Source organism: Roseateles sp. (genome assembly GCF_052436255.1).
Classification (GTDB): Bacteria; Pseudomonadota; Gammaproteobacteria; order Burkholderiales; family Burkholderiaceae_C; genus Pelomonas.
On the sequence record NZ_JBQVNP010000009.1, the window covers coordinates 1 to 22,391 of the forward strand.

General features: G+C 62.3%; 19 protein-coding genes. 10 read left to right on the forward strand and 9 right to left on the reverse strand.

Annotated features, from left to right (window positions below):
• Window positions 1-225: ATP-binding protein (locus tag ACT6S0_RS03835; protein WP_444762598.1), on the forward strand; the 225-nt coding region annotated here is incomplete at its 5' end.
• 105 nt (window positions 226-330) lie between these two features.
• On the opposite strand, the gene ACT6S0_RS03840 is transcribed toward ACT6S0_RS03835, so the two are convergent.
• A complete protein-coding gene (locus tag ACT6S0_RS03840) occupies window positions 331-1,410 on the reverse strand; it encodes a DEAD/DEAH box helicase family protein (protein WP_444762599.1) in 1,080 nt (359 codons plus the stop codon).
• A 288-nt stretch (window positions 1,411-1,698) separates the two neighbouring features.
• On the opposite strand from ACT6S0_RS03840, the gene dndB reads away from it, so the two are divergent.
• The 9 genes from dndB (at window position 1,699) to ACT6S0_RS03885 (ending at window position 13,100) form a co-directional block, all read left to right on the forward strand.
• The gene (dndB, locus tag ACT6S0_RS03845) at window positions 1,699-2,799 is read left to right on the forward strand and encodes a DNA sulfur modification protein DndB (protein ID WP_444762600.1); all 1,101 of its coding nucleotides are present in this window, start codon (window positions 1,699-1,701) and stop codon (window positions 2,797-2,799) included.
• Window positions 2,800-2,819: 20 nt separating this feature from the next.
• Window positions 2,820-4,310, forward strand: a complete 1,491-nt coding sequence (dndC, locus tag ACT6S0_RS03850; RefSeq protein ID WP_444762601.1) for a DNA phosphorothioation system sulfurtransferase DndC — start codon at window positions 2,820-2,822, stop codon at window positions 4,308-4,310.
• On the forward strand, window positions 4,300-6,321 hold the full coding sequence (gene dndD / locus ACT6S0_RS03855; protein WP_444762602.1) for a DNA sulfur modification protein DndD: 2,022 nt from the start codon (window positions 4,300-4,302) through the stop codon (window positions 6,319-6,321). Before dndC ends, dndD begins: the two co-directional genes overlap by 11 nt.
• The gene (gene dndE, locus ACT6S0_RS03860; RefSeq protein ID WP_444762603.1) at window positions 6,311-6,691 is read left to right on the forward strand and encodes a DNA sulfur modification protein DndE; all 381 of its coding nucleotides are present in this window, start codon (window positions 6,311-6,313) and stop codon (window positions 6,689-6,691) included. The genes dndD and dndE overlap by 11 nt, the downstream gene beginning before the upstream one ends.
• Window positions 6,688-7,650: a phosphorothioated DNA-binding restriction endonuclease gene (locus ACT6S0_RS03865; RefSeq protein WP_444762604.1), complete on the forward strand. Its 963-nt coding sequence runs from the start codon at window positions 6,688-6,690 to the stop codon at window positions 7,648-7,650. Before dndE ends, ACT6S0_RS03865 begins: the two co-directional genes overlap by 4 nt.
• Before the next feature lie 109 nt (window positions 7,651-7,759).
• Complete coding sequence (locus ACT6S0_RS03870) at window positions 7,760-8,272, forward strand: hypothetical protein (RefSeq protein WP_444762605.1); 513 nt, start codon at window positions 7,760-7,762, stop codon at window positions 8,270-8,272.
• A complete protein-coding gene (locus ACT6S0_RS03875; RefSeq protein WP_444762606.1) occupies window positions 8,262-9,527 on the forward strand; it encodes a DGQHR domain-containing protein in 1,266 nt (421 codons plus the stop codon). The genes ACT6S0_RS03870 and ACT6S0_RS03875 overlap by 11 nt, the downstream gene beginning before the upstream one ends.
• A gap of 383 nt (window positions 9,528-9,910) precedes the next feature.
• Window positions 9,911-11,371 carry a hypothetical protein gene (locus tag ACT6S0_RS03880; RefSeq protein ID WP_444762607.1) on the forward strand — a complete coding sequence of 487 codons (1,461 nt, stop codon included), beginning with the start codon at window positions 9,911-9,913 and terminating at the stop codon, window positions 11,369-11,371.
• Window positions 11,372-11,387: 16 nt separating this feature from the next.
• Complete coding sequence (locus tag ACT6S0_RS03885; RefSeq protein ID WP_444762608.1) at window positions 11,388-13,100, forward strand: hypothetical protein; 1,713 nt, start codon at window positions 11,388-11,390, stop codon at window positions 13,098-13,100.
• 44 nt (window positions 13,101-13,144) lie between these two features.
• Here the strand turns inward: ACT6S0_RS03885 and ACT6S0_RS03890 are convergent, their stop codons facing one another.
• From ACT6S0_RS03890 to ACT6S0_RS03925, 8 genes are read right to left on the reverse strand one after another with little or no spacing between them, the layout of a single operon-like run.
• The gene (locus tag ACT6S0_RS03890; protein WP_444762609.1) at window positions 13,145-14,383 is read right to left on the reverse strand and encodes a DUF1173 family protein; all 1,239 of its coding nucleotides are present in this window, start codon (window positions 14,381-14,383) and stop codon (window positions 13,145-13,147) included.
• A gap of 7 nt (window positions 14,384-14,390) precedes the next feature.
• Window positions 14,391-15,527, reverse strand: coding sequence for an LPD7 domain-containing protein (locus ACT6S0_RS03895; RefSeq protein WP_444762610.1), 1,137 nt, complete (start codon window positions 15,525-15,527; stop codon window positions 14,391-14,393).
• 18 nt (window positions 15,528-15,545) lie between these two features.
• Window positions 15,546-16,187, reverse strand: a complete 642-nt coding sequence (locus ACT6S0_RS03900) for an OmpA family protein (RefSeq protein ID WP_444762611.1) — start codon at window positions 16,185-16,187, stop codon at window positions 15,546-15,548.
• Between the two features lie 13 nt (window positions 16,188-16,200).
• A complete protein-coding gene (locus ACT6S0_RS03905; RefSeq protein ID WP_444762612.1) occupies window positions 16,201-18,210 on the reverse strand; it encodes a type IV secretory system conjugative DNA transfer family protein in 2,010 nt (669 codons plus the stop codon).
• Window positions 18,207-19,292 carry a P-type DNA transfer ATPase VirB11 gene (gene virB11, locus ACT6S0_RS03910; protein ID WP_444762613.1) on the reverse strand — a complete coding sequence of 362 codons (1,086 nt, stop codon included), beginning with the start codon at window positions 19,290-19,292 and terminating at the stop codon, window positions 18,207-18,209. The genes ACT6S0_RS03905 and virB11 overlap by 4 nt, the downstream gene beginning before the upstream one ends.
• Window positions 19,293-19,298: 6 nt before the next feature.
• Entirely contained in the window at window positions 19,299-20,711 is a 1,413-nt protein-coding gene (virB10, locus tag ACT6S0_RS03915) for a type IV secretion system protein VirB10 (RefSeq protein ID WP_444762614.1), read from the reverse strand.
• Window positions 20,708-21,604: a TrbG/VirB9 family P-type conjugative transfer protein gene (locus tag ACT6S0_RS03920; RefSeq protein ID WP_444762615.1), complete on the reverse strand. Its 897-nt coding sequence runs from the start codon at window positions 21,602-21,604 to the stop codon at window positions 20,708-20,710. The genes virB10 and ACT6S0_RS03920 overlap by 4 nt, the downstream gene beginning before the upstream one ends.
• On the reverse strand, window positions 21,601-22,374 hold the full coding sequence (locus ACT6S0_RS03925) for a virB8 family protein (protein ID WP_444762616.1): 774 nt from the start codon (window positions 22,372-22,374) through the stop codon (window positions 21,601-21,603). The genes ACT6S0_RS03920 and ACT6S0_RS03925 overlap by 4 nt, the downstream gene beginning before the upstream one ends.
• Between the last annotated feature and the right edge of the window lie 17 nt (window positions 22,375-22,391).

Sequence of the window (22,391 nt, forward strand, 5' to 3'; positions counted from 1 at the left end):
ATGATCACGACCAACCTGGACTTCGCCGAGTGGTCCAGCGTGTTCGGCGACGCCAAGATGACGACGGCCTTGCTGGACCGGCTCACGCATCACTGCCACATCATCGAGACGGGCAACGAAAGCCATCGCTTCTTGCACAGCAGCGCCGTGGCCAAGAAGCGCATCAAGGCGCGTGAGCAGGCTCGCCGGACCGACAAGCAGCCACCACCGGACACAGACGGCTGAGCGAGGACTGCGCGGGGGCTGCCGCTACGGGCTCCGCCCTGCGCGGCATCCCCCGCGCCAACTGACCAGCTTCAGGAGGTCTACGAAACAGCCATCGACCTACACTTATCCACAGCCGACCGCCAGGCGGTTGGCATCCATCCCCGGGTCAATATTGAATCGGCAGGGTGGGTCAATATTGGATCGGCGCCAACACGTTCCGAAGTGCCTGTACAGCGTGAATCCACGTCCTTCCGATGCGCGCCATTCCAGCAGTTCACCGCACCACTGGTCTAGAAGATCGTTGCCCTCCGTGGAGACGATGATGGTGTCGATGGCGCGTTGCTGGAGCAGCGTCGATGCGATCTGCAGGGCAGTTCGGGTCTTGCCAGTGCCGGTCGCCATCTGCAACACGCCATGCGGTTCGGTAAGGAAGGCGGCGACGGCTTTGCGCTGGTGGGCCCATCGTTCGTCTTCGCGGGCAGGCGGACGTGCGCGTTTGCGGTCGTTCTGTTCAGCTCGCTCTCGGACGAGACCCAACGTGCTGGATGAGACCGGCACGACGACCACTCCATCGTCCTGCCGGGACCATAGGCGCTCCATGTCGTCGTCGACCAACTGCAACCGTACCTCGTCCGCCGGGACCCAGCTCCGGAACACCTGCAACCCTTCATGGTTGCGTCTGTAGCCACCCGCGGTTTCGTTGGCGGAGCCTTCGAAGGCGACCCGAGCGCCATCGCCGAACTCGAATACCCCAATCTTGCGATGAAAGATCCCGTCGGTCGCCTCGCTGGGCAGTGCGAACTGGAGCTGGAGGGAACCCGAGGCCAGCAACCAAACTAAATAGTCGGCCTGGTGCTGGCGTTCCGCTGGGGCAGACAGGACCGCAGCCACTAGCGCGTCGCCGCCACGCCGAAGGATGGCCTCACGTTCGGCATGTGATGTCGATCGTTCAATCGCGAGTCGGTCAACGGAGCTCAGCTCAGGCGAGATCAGCAGCTCGATCGATAACCCGCCATGACCACTCTTCTCCAGCGCCTCGGCCCAAGCCAGCAGCGCGGTGGACGAGAAGTAGCCGGCGGCTCGGCGGTACCGTGTGGCTTCGCGTAGGCATGGTTTGAAAAACGCATCTGACAGCGAGGTCGAGCCACTGCGGTAGGTGGCTTGGAGGTCGTTGCGCCACTCGGGCACAGTTGCGGCATCCACGGTCGACGGCCGCTAAATCGGCTCGGGCGGGCGCCTAGGCCAACCGCATCGTTTTGATGCGAAGGCACCGAGTGCTGTCGTGGACAACTTGTGCCGCAATAGGGCGTTCAGCATGAACCTCCTCCGAAAGCGACCGAACGTTTTTGTCGTTGGTCGGCGTTGTTTGCGGACGATGCTAACGCCGAGTCGACGCGATTTCGGACGACTTTGGTGGGCAGGCGAGAATCGTGGCTGCCCTCGGTGGCCTGGAAGTCAAAAACTGACTTCCAGGGATACACTGGAAGCATCATGGAGGATCAGGGCTACTTCCACACGTTCCCAGCAGCGCGGGGCACCCAGGCGGGGCGGCAGTTCTTCATCGCCATGTGCCCTCTGCGTGTGATTCCCAAGCTCTTCGTCTTCGACGAGGAGGAGGTCCCTGCGAATATCCGTGCCCAGAGGACGCTCAACCAGGCTCGCGTGCCTGAAATCGCTCAGTACCTCGTCAGCAAGCGCGACACGTACGTGATGTCGGCCCTGACGGCATCGGTAGACGCTGCCGTGACCTTCCTTCCCTTCGACGCCGACAAACATACGTCGCTGGGATTCCTGCAGATTCCCATGGAGGCTCGCATCCTCATCAATGATGGCCAACATCGTCGCGCGGCGATTGAAGAAGCCATCAAGGAGAACCCAGGCCTCGGGATGGACAACGTGCCTGTGCTGTTCTTCGTGGATGAGGGCCTGGAGCGAAGCCAGCAGATGTTCGCCGACCTGAACCAATATGCGGTACGGCCAAGCGAGTCGCTGACGATCCTCTACGACCATAGCAACGAGACGTCGGATCTCGCGCGCTACCTGGCCGAAGAGTGCATCACCTTCAGGACGCTCACCGAATTTGAGCGTTCGACCATTTCCAATCGCTCTACGAAGCTGTTCACGCTCAGCAGCATCAAGCGCGCGAGCCGAGCCCTGCTCAGGAAAGGCCCCAAGGACGGCGTCTCGATTCAGGAGAAATTGATCGCCAAGGAATTCTGGGAGGCCGTCGCCGAACAGATTCCGGATTGGATCCGGGCAAGGCAGCGCAAGCAGGTTTCTGCCGCGGAGCTGCGCCAGGAGTTCGTGCATGCGCATGGGGTCACGCTGCAGGCGCTGGGCATGGCCGGTGCGGATCTTCTCGCCACTCATCCTACAAGCTGGCGTGGGCATGTAAAAAAGCTCGGAAAGCTCGACTGGTCGCGGTCGAACCGTGGTTGGGACGGGCGGGCCATCGTGAATGGCCGGCTCAGCAAGTCCACGTCCAGCGTGCACCTCTCATCCAACTACATCAAGCAAGCAATGGGTCTGCCGCTGTCGCCTCGCGACCGCGAGGTCGAGGCCCAGCGCACCAGTGGGCGTTCGCTGAAGTGAACGGCCCGGGATAACGTTTCATGGATCACCTTCCGGTCTCGCGCGAGGACATCCTCCGCATTTATCAGGGCGACTCTCGTCCTTGGGTCATCGGGTACAGCGGCGGCAAGGACTCGACCGCGGTCACCCGTCTCGTCTTCGAAGCACTGGCATCGCTGCCATCGGAGCGGCGCACGAAGCCTGTTTTCGTCGTGTCCTCGGACACGCTGGTCGAGACTCCGCTCGTGGTCGACCTGATTCGCCAGTCGCTGAACCAGATGCGTCAGGCTGCAATTGATCAGAAGCTGCCAATCGAGGTTGCCGAGCCGGTCACGCCAAAGGTCTCAGAGACGTTCTGGGTCAATCTCATCGGCAAGGGCTATCCGGCGCCTACCCGGCAGTTCCGCTGGTGTACAGAGCGCATGAAGATCGACCCGATCAGCGAATTCATCACGGACAAGGTCGCGCAGTATGGCGAGGTCGTCGTGGTGCTCGGCTCGCGCAAGCAAGAGAGCGCGTCGCGGGCACAGGTGATGAAACGCCATCGGATCGATGGCTCACGACTGGCTCGCCATTCGAGCCTGCTGAACGCGTATGTCTTCACGCCCATCGATGAATGGTCGGCAGACGATGTGTGGGAGTACTTGTTCTCGGGGCCCGCGCCTTGGGGCGGCGATCACCAGGCCCTGTTCGATCTGTACAAGGGGTCAAATGCCGGCGAGTGCCCGCTGGTGATCGACACCTCTACACCGTCTTGCGGGAACTCGCGGTTCGGCTGTTGGACCTGCACGGTGGTCCAGAAAGACCGGGCCATGGATGGTCTCATCGAGACCGGGCACAAATGGATGATCCCGCTGCGAGACTTCCGCAACCTGCTGTACTCGACCACCGACCCGGCGCGCAAGGGTGAGTTTCGAAACGCGCGCCGGCGCGATGGATCAGTGACGGTGCATCTGAAGACGGACAAGTCGGGCAGCGAGGTCGAAGAAAAGCATGTGCTTGGACCATACCGCCTTGAGTTCCGCCAGAAGCTGCTCAAGCAGTTGCTTGAAAACCAGAAACTGGTGAACGCCAACAATCCGGGTGCTCCTTACGAGCTGATCACTACGCCTGAGCTGGAGCAGATCCGGATTGAATGGCGCTTGGATCCCAATGAGCCGGATTGGGAAGACAGCGTCCCGAGGATCTACCGTGATGTCTTCGATGCCGACCTGGAGTGGGAGCTGAACGACGACTTCATCTTCACGGGCACCGAGGCCGCGCTGATCGACCGACTTTGCGAGGCCAACCAACTGCCAAAACAGCTGTTCATGAAGCTGCTTGAGTTGGAGATGTCCTTTGAGGGTTACGCCCGACGCTCCAACCTACAGCGCGACCTGCGCGCCCTGTTGAGCCGCGATTGGTCGAGTGAGCAGACCGCCATCGCGGCGGCTGGCGACAGAAAACGTTCTAAGAGCTACTTTGAGATGGAAGAGCAGAAGCTTCAGCGTCGCTACTCAGACTACGCAAAGGTGCTAGGCGATGCTTCTTGAGAGTCTGATCGTCAGTGACGTTGGAACCTTCCGCGGGCGTCACGTTTTCAACCTGATCCCCGGTGCGAAGAAGGGAAAGAGCCGTCCTATCGTCTTGTTCGGCGGCCTCAACGGCGCAGGAAAGACGACCCTGCTCAACAGCATTCGCCTGGCACTCTATGGCCGGCAGTCGTTGGATTCGCTCGTCACGAACAAGGGCTATGAAAGCGCCCTCCGGGATTTGATCCATGCGCCGTTGGCTCAAATGGCGCGGCCGAGCCAGGCCAGCGTGGAGGTGGTCTTTACCTACGCGCGGCTGGGGGAGCGTAGCCGCTACCGCGTCGAGCGGCGCTGGGAGGATGCGGGCTCAAGCGTCACCGAGTGGCTGCGAGTCTACAAAGACGGGGCATTGACTCCCTTGCTGGACGGGGAGGGCGCACAGGGTTTCTTGTCGCAGCTCATCCCCCCGGGAATTTCGCAGTTCTTCTTCTTCGACGGCGAGAAGATCGCCGAGTTGGCCAATGATGGGTCGGATGAAGTGCTCGCGGAGGCCGTCCGCCGCCTGCTGGGTCTGGATATCGCCGATCGTTTGAACAGTGACCTGTCCGTCTTTCTTCGGAACCAGCGCGCCGAAGGCATGGACTCTGGCAGCCGGCAGGAGCTGCGAAAACTCGAGGCCGAATACAAGGACCTGTCGGCTCAGATCGACAGGGAAGAAAAGGAGTTAGCCGAGGAGCTCACCCCCGCCGTTGACGCAGCGCGCCTGGATGTCGAGAAGGCGCAGGCGTTGCTGGTCGATCAAGGCGGTGCCTGGGCTGTTGACCGCCAGGCGCTTGAGACAGAGCTCAACGAGCTGGGAGAAACGCGTCGTGAAGAAGAGGCAACCTTGCGGGAGGCCTTGTCCGGCGTTGCGATCTTTGCTTTAGCGCCTAAGCTGTCCGAGAAGGTTGTCAAGACGTCCAATCAGGAGCGAGACGACGGTGATCGTGCGGCGCTGGCGGCGTTTCTGGAATCAAAGACCGGAGTGCTGAAAACTCAGCTGAAGGGCATTGCCAGCGCCCGATCTGCGCAGCGGGAGGTCCTCGCCTGCATCGATAGTTGGATAGGTGGCCTCAGCGGTCCGGCGAAGAAGGGAGGACAGAAGCCTGTTCACGGATTGGCGCGCACGGACGCTGATGCGCTCGATCGTGCCTTGAGTACGAACGCGCCACTGGGGTTTGCTGAAGTCACTCACCATGTCGAGAGCATCCAGCAATTGCAGGGCAGGGAAGAGGTCATCCAGGATCGCCTCGCCCATGCTCCTTCGCAGGACTCCATCCAGCGGGCGTTCGAGACCTATCAGAAGGCAACCTCCGCGCTCGCAGAGCTGGAGATCAAGCGCAAGCTCCATATCGAGAACCTCCGATCAAGAATCTGGTTGGCTATCGCACTGAATCGCAAGATGCGTCGAGTTGACGAGCAGGTTCATGAAGCTAGCTCTACGAGCAAGGCCGAAGACCTGGCCGAGGGCGTGAGCCACATGATTGGTGCGTTCAAGGATGAGGCGGCGCGCGCGAAGTGCCTACTGCTCGAGCAGCACTTGACGAAGGCTTTTGCCCGTTTGTCGCGCAAGGAAGATGTGATCCGGTCCGCAAAAATCGACCCGACCACGTTCCGCGTCACGCTGTACAACAGGTCCGGCAAGGTGACGCCCAAGGATCGCCTCTCCGCGGGGGAAAAGCAGATCTTCGCCATAGCCATGTTAGAAGCGTTGGGGAAGACGTCTGGGCGCAATCTGCCGGTCATCATCGACACGCCGCTCGGACGCCTCGATAGCGCGCACCGGGCCAATCTGCTGAAAGCCTATTTCCCACAGGCCAGCCATCAGGTCATCGTCCTGTCGACAGACACGGAGGTCGACCAGAGCTTCTATCAAGGTCTGAAGCCCAGCATCTCTCACGCGTACCACCTGGTCTTCGATGAAGTTGAGGGCTGCACGGAGGTCTCACCAGGATATTTCTGGCGCCATCAGGAGCTCCAGCATGCTGCCTAAGCGCCTTCGCATCTCAAAGTCGGCGGCGGACACGCTTAAGCTGCTTAAGAGCCGCACAGGCCTGACGCCGAACATCGTCTGCCGAATGGCGCTGGTGATCTCGCTTGAGCAGGGCAAGCGAGGGGGCGAGTTACAGCCCGACCAGCTTGGCAGCGAGTTCAATGCGACTACCTTCTTCGGTGAGTTTGGACTCGTCTTTGAAGCCCTCTTGAGGCAGGTGCATGGCAAGCTTGACGCGAAGCAGAGCGCCACTGTGATCTCGAGTCACGTCGATGCTGGGCTCGAGATTTTGCGAAAGTCGAAGACGCTGCTTGAACTGGTCGAGCACAGCACGCCGAAGGCAGCCCGGCGCGCAAACTCAAGGCCATGACCATCGATGCTGGGCCTTCGTCAGGAGACGAGGTGGCCAGTAGCTTCTTGTCCGCCCTCGACCGGATGGGTATTTACGTCTCACCCAGCGGTCATCGTGCAGTCCACAAGCCGTTGCTGGTGCTTTTGATGCTTGCGCGCGTGCAGCAGTTACGTCGCGTGCGCGCTTCGTTCGACGAGATTGAAGAGCCCCTTGAGCACCTCATCGCCGAATTTGGTCGAACGTCGGCCACACGACACCGCGCGCACTACCCGTTCTGGTATCTAAAGTCGGACGGTTTTTGGACGGTCGATTCAGACGACGCACTGGACTTCCGTGAGGGCAAGTCAGAGCCGAAAGTGACCGCGTTGCGAAAATTGGGCGTGACAGGGGGCTTCAGCGAACCGGTGGGGTCGCGGCTGCTTTCCGACGATGGATTGATCCGTGACGCGGCAATGCGAGTTCTCAGGAATGCATTCCCTGAGACGCGCTACCTCGACGTAATCAACGCCGTGGGCCTGCAGCTCAGTGTCGAACTTGCCGCTACGCGCAGGGACTCGGCGTTTCGGCGAGAGGTGCTTCGGGCATACAACGCCAGATGCGGTGTCTGTGGATATTCCGGGCGGCTCGGGCTTCAGCCAGTGGGCATTGAAGCCGCCCACATTCGGTGGGTTTGCTTCGGTGGGCCCAACGAACTCCCGAATGGGATCGCGTTGTGCTCACTTCATCACAAGCTCTTTGACGCGGGCGTGTTCACGGTGAGCTCAAGCAATCGGCGGTTGCTTGTGAGCCCCCATTTCGATGGCGCGGACCCGGTCACTGCGTGGCTGGTAAACGCAGCCGCTTCCAAGGGGTGCCTCATCGCCCCGCTTCGTGTTCACGAGCATCCCGGGGAGAGCTTTCCTGGACTGGCACGCAAGCGAAGTGTTCGTCTCCGCTCCTCGGTAGGAACGCCGACGGAGGCCGCTCGCGAAGGGTGATAACCTTACCGGCAAGAGCTGCCGCCAGACCGAATGGTTAGTGGCGAGCGCTTGCTGGAGGATGTCCATCAATAGATGCCGCAAGTCTGAGCGGCCAAGAAGGGCGTAAATGCACTGGACGGAAGCGTTGTTGAAGGATCCCGTGGGAGCGGGACTTCTCGACAATATGAGATCCCCAAGCTTCATCATCTCGCCCGGGGACTTCCATCGCGCGGACATCACTCCGCGGATGAATTGGAACTCCGTCAAGTTTGAGGCCAGCCAACAAGCCAATTTGCCGACCGATCCTGGGCTCTATGCCTTTGTGATTCGTGTGGGGTTTCCCGGCCTGCCGCCCAACGGATGGGTGCTCTACATCGGGCAAACCGGGGACGGGGCTAGCCGGGGCACTCTACGTGCGCGGTTTGGTCAGTACTTGAAAGACAAGAAAAAGCCAAAACGCTTGTCGATCTTCCTCATGCTGAACGCTTGGGATGGCGCATTGGAGTTTTTCTATGCGCCGCTGCCTGGACGAAAGGCAGACCTCGTCAAACTCGAGACTGAACTCCTCGGTGCTTTCCGTCCGCCATTTACCGACAGGACATATCCTGCCGCTTACATGAGCCCACGCCATGCCTTCTAAACCACAATCGGCGGGTTCGGCTATTGCCTTGCCCGCGCTGCGCGGAAACTTTGGTGATTGGACTTACTATAGCGCCGTTGTTCCTCTCCCTGAACTTGCAGCGCGGGTAGCGTTTGCCAATGAGATTCACACGAACGTCGAGCTTTCGAAGTTGATTCAACGTTCATTGAAGGGCGATCGAGCTACGGATATTGCCGAGTACTTATCCACGCAGCCCGAACGGTTCTTCAATTCGTTGGTCATTGCGCTTTATGGGGGCGCTCCGGAATGGGTTCCTCTCGATATTCGCGGAGTAACCCCCGGGGGAGCGAACCTAGGCCTACGGGCTGAGTCGCTTGGTGTCCTCAATTTAAGCGGCGCTGAGAAGCTATTTGCTGTTGACGGCCAGCATCGACTTGCCGGTATGAAACGGTTTGTTGAGGATCAGGATGAACGTCCAGACGAACTGGAGCAGCCAACTGCTGAAAGTGATTTAGTTTCGGTTCTGTTCATTGCTCACCGAACAGATCGCATTGAGCGAACGCGGCGGCTATTTACCACGCTCAATAAGACTGCGATTCCGGTCTCCAAGATGGAGAGGATCGCGCTGGACGAGAATGACGTCTCAGCCATTATCGCGCGAAGATTGGTCGAGGAGAACGAATGGTTTTCCGTTCCTCGGATTGCGATGCGGCATACAAACAATCTGGGTAAAGAAGAGGGTGTGGCCCTCACCACGATTGGCAACCTGTACGACATCCTGAAGTCGCTATTTCTCGATAGCAGCGGACTAAAGAAAAAGGATCTGGAATACGATCGACCTTCTGATGGGCAGCTCGACGTCTACTACAAGCAAGCCACTAAACATTTCGAGGCATTCGCTTCTGTCGAGCCGGCGCTGCGAGACTACTTTAAAGCAACGAATCCTCGCGAGGTGTGTCAATTGCATCGCACCGACACGGGTGGTAGTGTTTACTTTAGGCCGATGGGCCTGGCGATAATGACGGAAGTCGCGATTCGTCTAAAGAAGGAGAAAGGGCCTGACGGGATCCAGTGGATGAAGGCATTGCCGCGTCGTTTGGATCAAGCACCCTTTGATGGGACGATTTGGTCGCATCGAAATACAATAGATCCAAAGCATAGGGTGCTGTGCCGAGATTTGTTGTTGCATATGTGTGATGTGCCGGTAGGTAGTAGTGCAGATCTAAAGGCCAAGTATTCGGAAGTGCTTGGTTCGACTTCGCAACTTCCGCGAAAAGTGCAACCAAAGCTCTAGCTAAACCGTGCATCGCTGATCTGCTCAACGCAACGTAGCTGCTCGCGGCTTTCGTCGATGAAGTACTTCGCTTAGAGCAGCAGGAGCCCGCGGCTGTCGGGCAGTTGGTCTCCGGAGAGGGCGTTCGTATTCTCGAAGGACTATGCAAGTCACCGCGCGGCTGACCGGCGTTAGCGGTTCAGGCAAGAACTGTGTGATCGTCCATCGCGACCCTCGGCTCGGCTTAGCTGACCATGGACAATCAGTGCTCGTTAGGCCGGGGCGGCATTTCCGCTCGGCGGCGCCTGCACCCCGAGGGTCAGGGCGAGGAAATTCCCAAGTCTAGAGAACTGGAACGAGGACGCGAGGGCATGGCGAGGGCCGAAGACACCATTGGCGAGAGGATGAGCGTCGACGTAGCGCTACGGGTGTTCTCTGCCCCGGATAGCTCCCCGGAAGACCGACAAGTCGCTCTGTCGGTTCTGATGGAAAGAAAAGTGCTCGCGAAGAAGGGCGACGAAGACCTGGCCAAAGCCGTTCGCGCAGGGCGTGACCAGCTCTTGAGGGCTGCAGTTGAAGAACACCGACCAGGCTACCGTTTACTGGCAATTGCTGAAGCCATGCGCATGCGTCAGGTCGCTGACAAGGACGGCAAGCGGGATATCGAACGGGCGCTAGCGCCAGCCTTGGTTGACGAGTTGCCGGAGATGTCCTTGCTGACGCGAGCAGACGATCGCGCCAATGCCGCCCGTGCTTGCTTGCTTGTCCGACAACCTTGGGTTGCAGGCTACATGGCTGCCGCGGTGGCGGACGAGGACAGCGGCGAAATCGGCCGTGAGCTGATGATCGTTGACCTCGTTGAGCGGCTGCCGACACTTTCTGCCACGGTGCACTTGCTCGCCTCAGCCTTCGAGAGACGATTACCCAGCACCGAAGTGCCTGGGGACACGGTAGGCCGTCGCCTGACCCGTACATTGACCAAGCTTAGATTGGCGATCGTGCAGTCGGAGCGTGAGCCAGGCGAGGATCTTGGTAGGGCCTTGACTGGTCTGGTGATCGACGCATTTTCGCGGTCCGGCAAGCCTCAGGAGGACAAGGTCAAGTCGGAGCTCAGCCGCGAACTCGTGTTGACGGTTCACGACGCTGTTCGGACCCGCTTCTCGTTGGTCACGGATCCGACCATGTACGAAGCTGTGCGTTACTGCCGTCGCCTGTTTGCCGGCGGAAACTGGCCGGGGGATCCAAAGTTGGAAGACGCGTTGAGCCGACTGATCGCGGATGTCAGCGAAGCGCTGCTGCTGCTCGGACGGCAAGGAGCGCCAAATCAGGACCTCCGTGCCCAGCTCGACGTGTTGTGCAACTACCCCGAGAGGGCTCGTGGGATCTCGCGGGAACTCGCCGCGCGACACCAGGAGCTGCCGGAGCAGGTACGTGAGTGGCTGGATACCGGTCGGATGCCAAGCGCGGAAAAGGCCAGCGAGGCCGCCATCGAGTTGGCCGCGAGCAATGCGGACGCATCGATTGGGCTGGCTTTGCGAGCTGTTCGCGAGATGCAGGACGCCCTCGAAAGCGTTCAAGAGAGGTTGATAGCAAGCCTCGAGATGTACGACCCGATTTTGGCGCCGTCCGTCGAACAGTTCGCCAGCAGCGCGAAGGCGGGGTTCGCTCAGGTGACTCAAGCAGCGAAGTTGCGTCGGCTTGAGCTTTATGGAACGCCAGGCGAAGAAGTTGACTTCTCGGCGAAGTTCTTTGACCTCGTGGGCCAGCACCCGCGGCAACGAATGGTGGTCACCGTGCCCGCAATCGTGCGGACCAGAGCCGACGGCGGTGTTGGTGATGTGATTCTCAAAGGTAGGGTGGAATAGCCCAGGGAGAGGGAGCGTGGATAAAAAACTTGCAAGCAGTTTGCTGCTGAACCTCATTCAACGGATTGATCTTGGACAGATCACCGGTTTCACTGCTCTTGAAAGAGCTGCATTGACTTACGCCCAAGGCGCTTTGGGTGACGGTGATGGTCCGACTTCTGCTCCTCCGCCGACTCCGGCGGTGCCTCCGACGACCGATGCGATATCGAAACCAGAGCCGGTCGCACGCGTTCCTCTGACGGCATTGCCTCAGGTCACCCTAAATCTGAAGTGTCTTGACCAAGACGTGCCGAGCGATCCTGACGTGTTGCTCTGCCTGGATTTCGGCACGGCCATGTCAAAGGCCTTTGCTTTTGTTCAGCCGGCAAACTACATCGATCTGAGCCTTGGTGTGTCGGCTGGTGGCGGCGGGTATGCCGTCCCGTCTTCCGTGTTCGTCGGCGCTGACGGCAAGGCCTATTTCGGCTTTGAAGCCATCGCGCAAAGCGATGGGTTAGCGGCCAGTGGCCGCGAGAGGCTGGACTCGATCAAGACTTGGCTGAGCCTCAGCACCGGTGGCGACCTCGACAGCGAGAGCCGCACGCTCAAGCAGACCCATAACCCTACCGGTGTGGCGTTGACTCAGGGCGATGCAATACGGATCTACCTGGCATACCTGACCGACCTCGCAGGTGGTTGCTTGGCCCACAACCAAGGCAACCCTAACCGTAAGACTGCTGGACGGTACGTGCTCCGGCGGTTCGCGCGTCCATGCTGGCCTGAAAAACAAGCTAAGTGGGCAGACGAACAGATGAAGCGTCTTCTGTGCGATGCACAGGTGCTCGCTGATACGTTCAGTGGACAGTGGTTGGGCGGCATCGCGGTCGCAAAGCTGAAGGCGGCCATCGAGCAGATCAAGCAGCTCGGAGCACGCCCGAGTTACTTGATTGATGTGGGTGTTCCCGAGCCTGTTGCCGTGGCAGCTGGCGCCGTCGTGACAAGCGAGAACTTCCGCGATTACTACTTGGTAGTGGATGCCGGCGCGGGCACAACTGATTTCGGATTCTTCTATTCGGGACACACGAAGAGCGGGGAGGCCAAAGTTTTCCAGGTGCCCTCATCAATCCATGGACTGATGCACCATGCGGGGAACAAGGTGGATGAGTTGCTTCGCGACTTCATCCGTCGGAAGCATTCCATAGAACGTTCCAGCCCCGAGGCTGACTCGATCGAGCGGGGTATGCGTGAGCAAAGCCGGGCCTGGAAGGAGCTCCTGTTCCGCGACGGGAAGGTGGACTACTTGCTGGTGACCGGCGACGGCGGCACTGTGGTTCTGAAGGACTTCGCCGAGGATGAAGCCGTAAAGCAGTTTGGCGCTGCGCTCGAAAAAGGGCTCCGCACGTCCCTAGAGGCTCTCGACGACAGCTACCTGGAGCAACTTGCTCGAGATCCAGTTCGGCTCAACATGGTCGTCACCGGCGGGAGTGCGTCCCTCTCTATGGTCAAGGCGCTTGGCTCAGGCGTGATCGAGATACGGGGCTTCAAGATCATGCGCAGCATGGTCACAGCAATGCCGGAATGGATGGCTGGCAAGCCCAAGGAGTTCAGGGAGGCATACCTTCAGCTAGCGGTTGCGATCGGTGGCGCATCCGATGACCTGCCCGAAGCCAACGTTGCTCCAGATCAATTTCCTGGAAGCGGCGCCCGTTCGCAATATGAGCCCGGAAGATTCCAAGTCTCGGGAACCTAATGTCGCTGCGTCGGCGCGGCCTCGCCTGAGACAGCGTTCGCAGGCTATCCGTGCCGTACGCTAGCGCCCTGACGCTGCGGTAGAGCTGCCATAGGACCTTCAGCAACGTGCCAGATCCATTTCCTGTCCGGCTTAAGTTCCTGCGTGGCATCAGGGTTAAACGGCTGATCGGCATTCACGTCCACTAACAGATTTGAGGGTGAATCGGGGCAGTCGAGAAGGGTAGCGGACGTGATGAGCCCACGTCCGCGTGGATTAATGCGGGCGATCTTCAGAAAGCTGCGTCTCTCGGCGACGAGGCGCTCAACGAGGTGCTGCTCGAATGCGTCATTGATTGGTATCCACTCTCTGGTTGCGGGCGCGAGCGCAAGTTCGACGATGGTGGGAACTCCAGATGCGCCGATGCTGAAGGTCGCGATCGACATCATGCGAATGTCATCTCCTGCGTTCCAGAGCGAAATTTCCGGCTGCAAGCACCGTGAGATGCGACCGTAGAGATGCTCGTCGATGACGAAGGCCTGATCTGGCACCTGCTTGACGATTGCCTTGAACCCACAACGTGCCGGCACAATCTCCTTCAACTCCCCGATCAACAGTAGGCGCTGGCCGGAGCCTGCCGAATTCGGAGCAGCCATCGCCCAGAAGGCTGCTCGCCGACGCCCCAAAGCTTCGCGCTGTTCAACCGAGAACGGCTCTGGCACGAACAGCCTGTCCAGCAACGGACGTCCGCCAACGATCTTGTTGCCGGCTGCCTGCAGCAGTCGTCGGCGCACCGTCGCCCATGACCGCTTGCCAGCGAAGCTAGGCTGCCACCGCGTCAACCCAGCTTGTTCCCACAGGTAGAGCAGCAGCCCGCGCAGCGAAAGGCGAGGGCAGCTGGGCGCCGTTGCTAGCGCGCGTACTGACGTGTCCCTGGAGGCGAGCCGTTGAGGCGACCGCGACAAGCTGAAGTCTAGTTTCAGAGCCGTCAGGCCGGTCACTGGATCCTCGCGGATCGCGGTTCCCAGAAGCGCTCCTAGACCTGAGGCATCTGCCGCTACCTCGAAGTGAGGACAGGACGGTGCGTGCTGGTCTCCTGTGTCCGGCATGCGCTTCACGACGTATCCGCCGCTGAGCCTTGCCACGTAGGTTTCAACGCCGCCGGGCATGCACATGCAGCGTGGACGCTGCTGCATGGCGTGCGCACGGGCCACGGCCTCCGAATAGCCTGGCGTCGTCAGGTCATATTGTTGGCCCCCAATCTCATAGACCGCTTGGCCCGCGGCGTCGCGATCGTCATCCATGATGGTGTCACCTGGCATGACTGGGAGCTGTGCGGTCTCGCGACCGGGTTTGCTCCGGCGTCGGAGCGACCGGCGCGCGCTGCGGCGTTGCCGCCTTGTCGTAGACCTTCACCTTGGGTTCCTGACCGGCTCGCGTTCGTTGTGCCAACTTCTCCGTGGCCGCCGCCAGGACGGCGTTGCGTTGGGCTTCAGGAACGCGCTTCGCGACTAGGATGGCTTCGATGGCGGCGACAACGGCCTTGCGGCCGCCGCTGCCGCGAACAGACGACTTCTCGGCGCTGCCGGCACCCGCCCCCGCGCTGGGCCCGGGCGTCGGCTCGATGCGGTTGCTCTGTCGGGCTAGCTGTTCGCGGCGAAGGACATCGAGATCAGCAGGGTTGGGCTCGTAGCCGATCGCTTTCACGCCCCGAACCGATGCTTCCAGCCACACAAGGCGCCGGAAGTCCTCGCTGCCCGACACGCGCAACCCCTTCCAGTTGCGCGCCTGGGCCACGTCGACCATGGAGCGGGCGACCGAGGGGCTGTTCGTGTCGGTCGCCAGCCGGAACGTGGACTCGGTGAAGGCGACACGCGAGGTGTCACCCCGAAAGCGGTATTCGGTGTGGCCGATCTTGACGTCGCCGACACTAACCGGCGCCTGCTTGATGATGTAGCGGTCCTTAAGCGCCGTCTCCAGCCTGGACACCAGCGCCGCACGTTCCGCGTCCGACTCGATCCTGGCGAGCGCCTTCGCATCGGGCTGCTCCGGCTGCTTGGACGCCTTCGAGGTACCCGTTGGTGTGTCGGCCAGGTCACCCTGCGCCGGACCGGGGTCCAGTGGCCGCTCCGTTCTCGCGGGCAACTGCTCCTCACGCTGCCACTGGTTGCCCACCTTGACCACAGGCGTGCGCTTGCCGTCCTCCGCGATTGCGGCGAAGCGGCGGCTGCCCAGCTCGTCCGCCTTGGTGATCATCTCGGCCATCGTCGTCGCCCGGTAGGTCACTTCCGCGAACGGGTCGCGCAGTTCGAACCGCTCGCCCTGGATCTCCTGAGGCGTTTGGAACTTCTCCTTGGCGACGGCCGCACGGTTGGCGGGTTCGACGGCGCCACCCATCCCCTGAGCTGTCGGGCCAGCTTGCCGACCTGGCGCGGTGTCTGCTTCCATGGCGATCTCCTGGGTTAGTCAGTTGTTCGCTATCAGCGCCACCGGTGCCGCGCGATAGATCTCGATCTCCACACGTCGGTTCAGCGTCTGTCCGTCGCTGCTGTCGTTGTCGGCCACGTGGTCCCCCGTCGGCTGGTAGGTGGCGCGGATGCGTGAGGCATCGATGCCCGCCGCAATCAAGAAGGCGCGCACGGCGTTGGCTCGCTCTCGGGCGATGCGGCTCTCAGCCAGGGTGGGGGCCGCTCCGTCGGTTCGTCCTCGCAGCATGACGAGCGGCGCCGACCTGGCTTCGGCGATCAGCACCTGTGCCGTGTCGGCTGCGATGTCGACGTGCGTGCTGCCGAAGTTGAAGCGGACGGTGAACACCGCATTGCCCTGCGCCAGTGGTCGTTCCCGAGGCTGAAGGTTGGCCAGCGCCTGCTGACGAGCGGCGATGCTGGCGAGCGTTGCTGTTGTGGCGTCCACATGGCGCGCGGATTCGGCAGCCAGCAGGCGCGTGTTTTGAAGCTCATGCTTGCAGACCTGCAGTTCCATGGCCGTCGCTGAGTTCACTGGCCGCCGGTGGGCGTCATCCACCGAGGGCGGCTTCGGTGGCGAACTGCAGGAAGCCAGCATCGTCAGCGAGACGAGGAACGCGGTCAGGAGAGTGATGGTGCGCATGGCGCGGCTCCCGTCAGTGGGTGATGAGTTCCAGCGATCGCTGGACCGGCTCTCGGCCTGACTCGGCCTGTGCAATCAGCACACCGTCGTCGTCGGCCACAGGCTCGATCTCGCCGCCGATGGATGGCGTCGAGGCGGTGAAGAAGTTCAGCAGGGTCTCGGCCAGTTGTTCCGAAGGCCCATCAAGGCGGTCAGGCAGCTGCGACAGGTCGTACGCCAGGGCTTCGATGTCGATGCCCTCATCGGCGGCGAGATCGTCCGCGTAGCGCCAGCGCTGCTGGACCTTCGCCAGGTGTAGGTCCATGTTCATCCGCGGCACGGTGGGCGCAGGCAGCAGCCGGTCGCGAAAGGCCGTGTCGCTGTAGTAGCGGATCTTCTCGCCCAGGATGGGCTTGCAGTTCTCCAGGATCAGCACGAGGCGCTCGCTGCCCAGTTCCTTGAACTCCTGGGGTAGGAGCAGCGCGCGCCGCTGGTCGCTCTCGTTGCGGCTTACGGAGCTGCTGCCGTGTGTGCTGAAGGACCGGCTGCGCCCATGCGACGTGGCGCGCTCGGTGAAGTGCCCCAGCATCGCGCTGTACTCGTCGGCGTCGCGCTGCTCACGAGGCGCGTACAGGATCTGCAGGCCGTGGTTCGTCGCGAAGGTGCGGGCGTCCTTCTCCCCGTAGACGGCGTCCAGCTGGGACATCGCCTGAACGACCGTCAGCAGCCGCAGGTTGTAGCCGGCCAGGAATGCGGCCGCGTTCGTGATCACGCTGACCCGGCCCATGGACGTGAACTCGTCGTTGACGATCAGGCACTGGTGCTTGAGCGTGGGGTCCTGCTCAGGCAGGTGCCGCGTGTTGAGGATGACAAGCTGCGAGAAGAACAAGTTCAGCAGCGGGCGCGCACTCGCGAGCCGGTTTGGTGGGATGCACACGTAGACCGACATGCGCTGCCGCCGAACATCCTCCAGGTGGAAGTCGTCGGCGCTGGTGGCGGCATCGACGATGGCGTCGGCGAAGACGACCAGCGGCGCGTTGAGCGTCGCGACGATGCTGGACAACGTGTTGTCCGAGTTGGACAGCAGTCGCTGCAGTGCATCCGTGCACTCGTCGGTCAGCGGTCGTCCTTCATCCCGCCGTCGGCTGATCAGGCCGTTGAGATGTTCCTTCGTGGACTGTCCCTTGCCGGACGCCTGCCTCAGGATCTCGCCGATGGTGCGTGGCAGGTCCGGTGATTCCAGCAGCAGGAGACCAAGACCCAGGAAGAGATTGCGAGCCGAATCGTTGAAGAAGCTCTCGGAGGAAGTACCTCCGGTATCGCTGGGGAAGAGGATCTGACCGATGGCCAGCAGGTCTCCCACACGGTGAAGCTCGTCGGTGCGAACGGATGACAGCGGGTTCCAACGATGGCTGCGTGCTGTCTCATCAAAGGGGGCGAATGCGAATACTGCCTGGCCGTGCGCAGCCCTGAAACCTGCCGTGATGTCGTAGATCTCTCGCTTGATATCGAGCGCCACGACTGAGTCGGGCCAATTCAGCATGTTCGGGATGACCACGCCGACACCCTTGCCGCTGCGGGTGGGCGCCGACAGCATCACGGACAGCTGGCCGGTCAGCGACAGGAACTTGCCCTGGTGGCGGCCCACCAGGATGCCCGGCCCGTGGGCGACTCGGGTCAGGCCCGCGCGATCAATCTCTGCTGCGGTCGCAAATCGTGCTGAACCATGCAACGAGCGGCGGGGGCGGGCCGCCACGAACAGCGCCGCCGGCAAGATGATCAGTAGGCCGCCGGCTGACGCGCCACTGGCGAGCGCCAGCGGCTTGCGCAGCCGCGGGTGATCCCAGCACAGCTGCCAGTACTCGACGACGCTGAAGATCCGCGCCTGCGCGGGGTTGACCTTGATCAGCACCAGGAACAGTGCGCCGGCGAGGTACAGGGCAGCGACGATCAACGCTGCGTATGCGAGCAGGCCGAAGATGGCTGCAGCAACCTTCCTGCCCGTCGACCAGGCTGGCGGAGGGACGGGATCGACCTGGCTCATGCCGACGCCCCTTCAACGCGCCCAGGCTGCAGACGCTGTACCCGCGGCTGGTAGTGGATCTCTGAGATGAAGCGCCCGCGTTCGTCGCGGTCGAACTGGACGACCACGTCCACGACGATGTTCAGCAGTCGGCGGATCTCATCCATGCGCAGTCCGCTGCCGGCACCGGTCTCCCGAATCATCAGCGCCATCTGCTCGAAGGCGAGGGCGCAGCTGCCGGCATGGACGCTTGTGATGCTGCCCGGATGCCCCGAGGCCGCCAGCCGCACGAAGTGGAAGCACTCGTCGCCTCGGACCTCAGCCAGGAAGATGCGGTCCGGCTTCATGCGCAGGCAGGCTTCGAGCAGTGACTTCGCGGTGACGCGTGCTGAGCCCTGAGCGTCCTTGCTGTAGAACAGGTGGACGGCGTTGGGGTGGTTCGGCAGGGTCAACTCCGCCGTGTCCTGGATGGTGATGAGCCGTTCCCTGTGAGCGACCTCCTCAACCAGGCCCTTCATGAACGTGGTCTTGCCGGAGCCAGTCTTGCCGCTCACCACGATGGTCTGGCAACTGCGAACGGCCAGCCGCAGGAATTCGGCATACCGACCGGCGCCTTTCAGGGCGACAAGTTCCGCTTCGTGCGATGCAAGGCTTCCCGCGGATGTCCGCGACAGATCTGCAGTCCGTTCGAACAGACCTTCTCGCTCGAAGTCCGCCAGGCCCTTGATGACGCTTGACGGCTTGCGGATCGTGATGGACACCGTGCCACGCTTCACCGCCGGAGGGATGACGAACTGGACGCGCTCCCCTGTGGGCAGCGTGGCGCTCAGCAGCGGGCGCTCCTGGTTGATCTGTTGGTCGCATAAGGTGGCGACGGCCGTGGCCAGCGACAGGCAGCGCTCGAGCCCCATGTCCGGCGCGGCCACGGTCCGCCAGCCCGACGTGTCCTCGATGAACACCTCACCCGGGCGGTTGACGCAGACCTCCAGCACATCAGGCGCGTCGAGGTGCTGGCGCAGTGGCCGAAGGAACTCAATGACCGAGGTGGCGTCGCCGCGCCAGCCGTCGGCCAGTGCGTCTTGATCGCAGTCGCAGTTGCTCATGGTGGCTCACCGCACCGTGGGACGGAGCTCGTAGACGGACGAGAAGTCCACGTCTCGCGCGACGCGGATGCCGACGATGCCGCCCTGGTTCTGGTAGACCAGCGGCGGGATGTTGATGGTGCTGTCCAGCACCTTCTCGGCCAGCTTGCTGGTGTTCGCGGTGGTGGAGGGCATGACGATCGTGTCGCCCTGGCGGTCGTTCGTCTGGTTCTGGATCACCAGCTTGACGGAGTCGTCGATCAGGGAGAGCAACATCGCGGCACCGATGCGCTCGGTCCAGCGGTTGTCCACGTAGCCTTCCACGCCGGACTCACCGAGTGGGCCCGTCGCGGGCGAATCGATGTCCACGGTCACGCCCAGCGGGGTGCGGATCCGAGTCCACAAGACAGGAATGCGCACCATGCCGGGCCGCGCAGAAGCCATCCGGTATTCGCCGTCCATATGTGAACCCCGCTCGATGAGCACGACCCGTCCGTCGTCGCTGAAGACATTGCGCAGGACCTGGCAGCCCACCAGGCCCGACGCTGCGCTGATCAGCCGTGTCTTGAGCGCGCAGGTGAATGCGGTGCCCTTGGGCAGGGTGAGGCTCCGATTGCCCAGGACCCGGGCGCTGACCGCAGGCGTCGTCGACCCCTGCAGCTGACCGCCGAACAGCCCGCCGGTAGCCGGCTGCCCGGCATTGCCGACATGGCCGGCAGGCGAGGGTGCGGTCAACAACGGGCCGGCTGGGCTCTGCGTGCTACCTCCGCCAGCTGCCAGATCTGCAGTTCGGGTCAGATCGTTGAGCAGGCCCTGAAGCTGCCGCTGGTAGTTCTCCAGGTTGCGGGTTGTGGCGGCGAGCGGATCGGTCGGGTCGAGCTCGTTGTGGTGGGCGCCCAGGTTCTCTGCGCTGCCATTCACCGGCGCATGGTTCTCCGACCTTGCAGATGCGTGTCCGGCCGGGCGAGTCGACACCAGCAAGATCGGCGCGTCCTCGGTTGCTGTCTGCTTCGAGCCGTTCTTCGGGGAAGCGCCGCTACCGGTACCCCGGACGCCGATGGCCTGCGCGACTTCATCGTCGTCGGGCTCCAGCGCCGGGATGCGTGGCGCCGCGCTTGCGGCCTGGCTGGGCACCAGCCCGGCGACTTCTAGCCTTCGAGGCTCAGTCGTGGCGGCACTGGGCTTATCGCTGGCGCGGGCGACCTCCGGCTCGGCCTTCTTGCCACTCGTGACGAATCGTTGGATGCCCACGGCGCTGATCGCCACTAGGGAGGCCAGGAACAGGATCAGCGCGAGCAGCCCCTTCTTGGAGATCGAGTTGCCTTGCGCGGCCGCGACGCTCGGAATCCCAAGCTCGCCAGGCAGCGGAGACATGGTGTTCCCGTCAACCGGCATCCCGGGCTCTGCGTCGTCGGGCGTGAGGGTGTGATCGGTCGTCATGGCTTGGCCCCCCGTTGCGCTTCAGGTGCCTGCGCTGCTTTGAGGACGCGCTCCACGCCTGGCACCGTTGTTCCCGCATCCGGGGGAACGCCGTCCAGGTCGAACGCCTCGTTCCAGAGGCCGACCACGGACGTGCCAGCGCGCAGCATCAGCCGGCGGCTGACGCGGTCCACGACCAGCAGGTCATCCTCCATGCGGGCGTTGATCAACGTCTCGCTGCCATCACTGCGCACGTGGAACACCGCGGGCACCTCCCGATTGCCCGGGAACCGCATGTAGGTGAACCGCCCGTCGTCGAACACCAGCGAGGGCACGATCTCGTCGGAATTGCGGCCCTCTGCCAGGGAGTACTGGGTGTTCAAGACCTGCGGCTTGGTCTGCATGCGCTCGGCGACCAGTTCCGCCGGCAGAGGCAATGGCTGAACGATGAGCGGGGGCAGGCTGGAGGGCGCCGGGCTGGCCGGGCGCACTGCGATAACCGCTGGCCGGGCCGGCGCCTTGACGTGCAGCCTGTAGATCGGCGGCTTGGGATCAGCGTCCGCCAGCACCTCGAACCTGAAGGCATGGGTGCGGCGGTCCGTCACGACCGCGAGGGTGTTCGCCGAGCTTGCGTTGCTCTTGGGCTTGATGAACACCGTGCGGCCGCCCGGTTGCGCGACGACGCACCAGGCCGCCTCGGGTTTGATGCAGTCGCCGCCCAAGCCGGCCGCGACCTCAGTGATCGCCTCATCGGCGTCCAGAGCCACAAGCGACACGACCCCGCGCTTTACCGGGACGGTGACGACGGCGCGCGGGTCATACGTGACCTCGCGCAGGCGCGGGTCACCGTCCTGCAGACCAGCAACTGCTGCTGGAAGGGCGGCGGCGACGAGTATGGAGGCCAAGGTCTTCATGGCTTGGCTCCCGGCGCGGTGGCGTTGATCTCCGGATCGGAGCGGTAGGCGGTGACGACGAAGCCGAATGGGTTCTCCAGCCGGTCCCGTTCCTTGGCCAGCACCTTGGGCTGGTACTTGAAGACGATGCTGGCCACGTGCCGCGTCGTCACGTCCGGCAGGTTTCGGTCGGTGAGGTGTACGAGCTTGTCGTAGGTGACGGTGGCCTCACCCTGGTTGCCGCTGCGGCCGGCTGCGGCGAGCCGCACGCCGACGATGTGGATGCGCCAGTCCTGCGTGCCCGCCAGCTTCTTCTGAAGGGCCGCATCGCCCTCGAAGAGGCGGTTGTAGTCGGCGAACACCGTCGGAACCGCCATGCGTGCGACTTGGTCGAAGTCGCGTTGCAGGAACATCCAGCTGTAGCCTTCCCGGGCCCTGACGAAGGCTGCAGCGTTGTGCTTGTCGAGCGCTTCCAGCGGCGGGATGGTTTCGACGGCCAGCCGTTGCTGCACGGTCGTCTCGCCGGTGACGCGGTCGACGACGATGGGAATCTCGACAACGCTGCGCAGCGGGCCTTGCACGAACACCGCAGCGATGCCGATCAAGCCCAGCGCGGCGCCACCGGCCGCCACCCGCCAGGCGCGCCGCTCGGACCGTTCGGTCAGCAGTTGTCGATCAAGCTCCCAAGCCTGGTTGGCTTCGATGTCGTCGGCGACGGCGGTCGTGGTTGCCGATCTTCCGGTGTGTTTCGGCAATGCGGCGGCCTCGCCTGGTGTCAGGACAGCGCTCATGGGGTACCTCGGGTGAC

Bases quoted from the DNA above. Each gene is read 5' to 3' on its own strand.
- dndB (WP_444762600.1), top strand. From the start codon at position 1,699: ATGGAGGATCAGGGCTACTTCCACACGTTCCCAGCAGCGCGGGGCACC.
- dndC (WP_444762601.1), top strand. From the start codon at position 2,820: ATGGATCACCTTCCGGTCTCGCGCGAGGACATCCTCCGCATTTATCAG.
- dndD (WP_444762602.1), top strand. From the start codon at position 4,300: ATGCTTCTTGAGAGTCTGATCGTCAGTGACGTTGGAACCTTCCGCGGG.
- dndE (WP_444762603.1), top strand. From the start codon at position 6,311: ATGCTGCCTAAGCGCCTTCGCATCTCAAAGTCGGCGGCGGACACGCTT.
- ACT6S0_RS03865 (WP_444762604.1), top strand. From the start codon at position 6,688: ATGACCATCGATGCTGGGCCTTCGTCAGGAGACGAGGTGGCCAGTAGC.
- ACT6S0_RS03870 (WP_444762605.1), top strand. From the start codon at position 7,760: ATGCACTGGACGGAAGCGTTGTTGAAGGATCCCGTGGGAGCGGGACTT.
- ACT6S0_RS03875 (WP_444762606.1), top strand. From the start codon at position 8,262: ATGCCTTCTAAACCACAATCGGCGGGTTCGGCTATTGCCTTGCCCGCG.
- ACT6S0_RS03880 (WP_444762607.1), top strand. From the start codon at position 9,911: ATGAGCGTCGACGTAGCGCTACGGGTGTTCTCTGCCCCGGATAGCTCC.
- ACT6S0_RS03890 (WP_444762609.1), bottom strand. From the start codon at position 14,383: ATGGATGACGATCGCGACGCCGCGGGCCAAGCGGTCTATGAGATTGGG.
- ACT6S0_RS03895 (WP_444762610.1), bottom strand. From the start codon at position 15,527: ATGGAAGCAGACACCGCGCCAGGTCGGCAAGCTGGCCCGACAGCTCAG.
- ACT6S0_RS03900 (WP_444762611.1), bottom strand. From the start codon at position 16,187: ATGCGCACCATCACTCTCCTGACCGCGTTCCTCGTCTCGCTGACGATG.
- ACT6S0_RS03905 (WP_444762612.1), bottom strand. From the start codon at position 18,210: ATGAGCCAGGTCGATCCCGTCCCTCCGCCAGCCTGGTCGACGGGCAGG.
- virB11 (WP_444762613.1), bottom strand. From the start codon at position 19,292: ATGAGCAACTGCGACTGCGATCAAGACGCACTGGCCGACGGCTGGCGC.
- virB10 (WP_444762614.1), bottom strand. From the start codon at position 20,711: ATGACGACCGATCACACCCTCACGCCCGACGACGCAGAGCCCGGGATG.
- ACT6S0_RS03920 (WP_444762615.1), bottom strand. From the start codon at position 21,604: ATGAAGACCTTGGCCTCCATACTCGTCGCCGCCGCCCTTCCAGCAGCA.
- ACT6S0_RS03925 (WP_444762616.1), bottom strand. From the start codon at position 22,374: ATGAGCGCTGTCCTGACACCAGGCGAGGCCGCCGCATTGCCGAAACAC.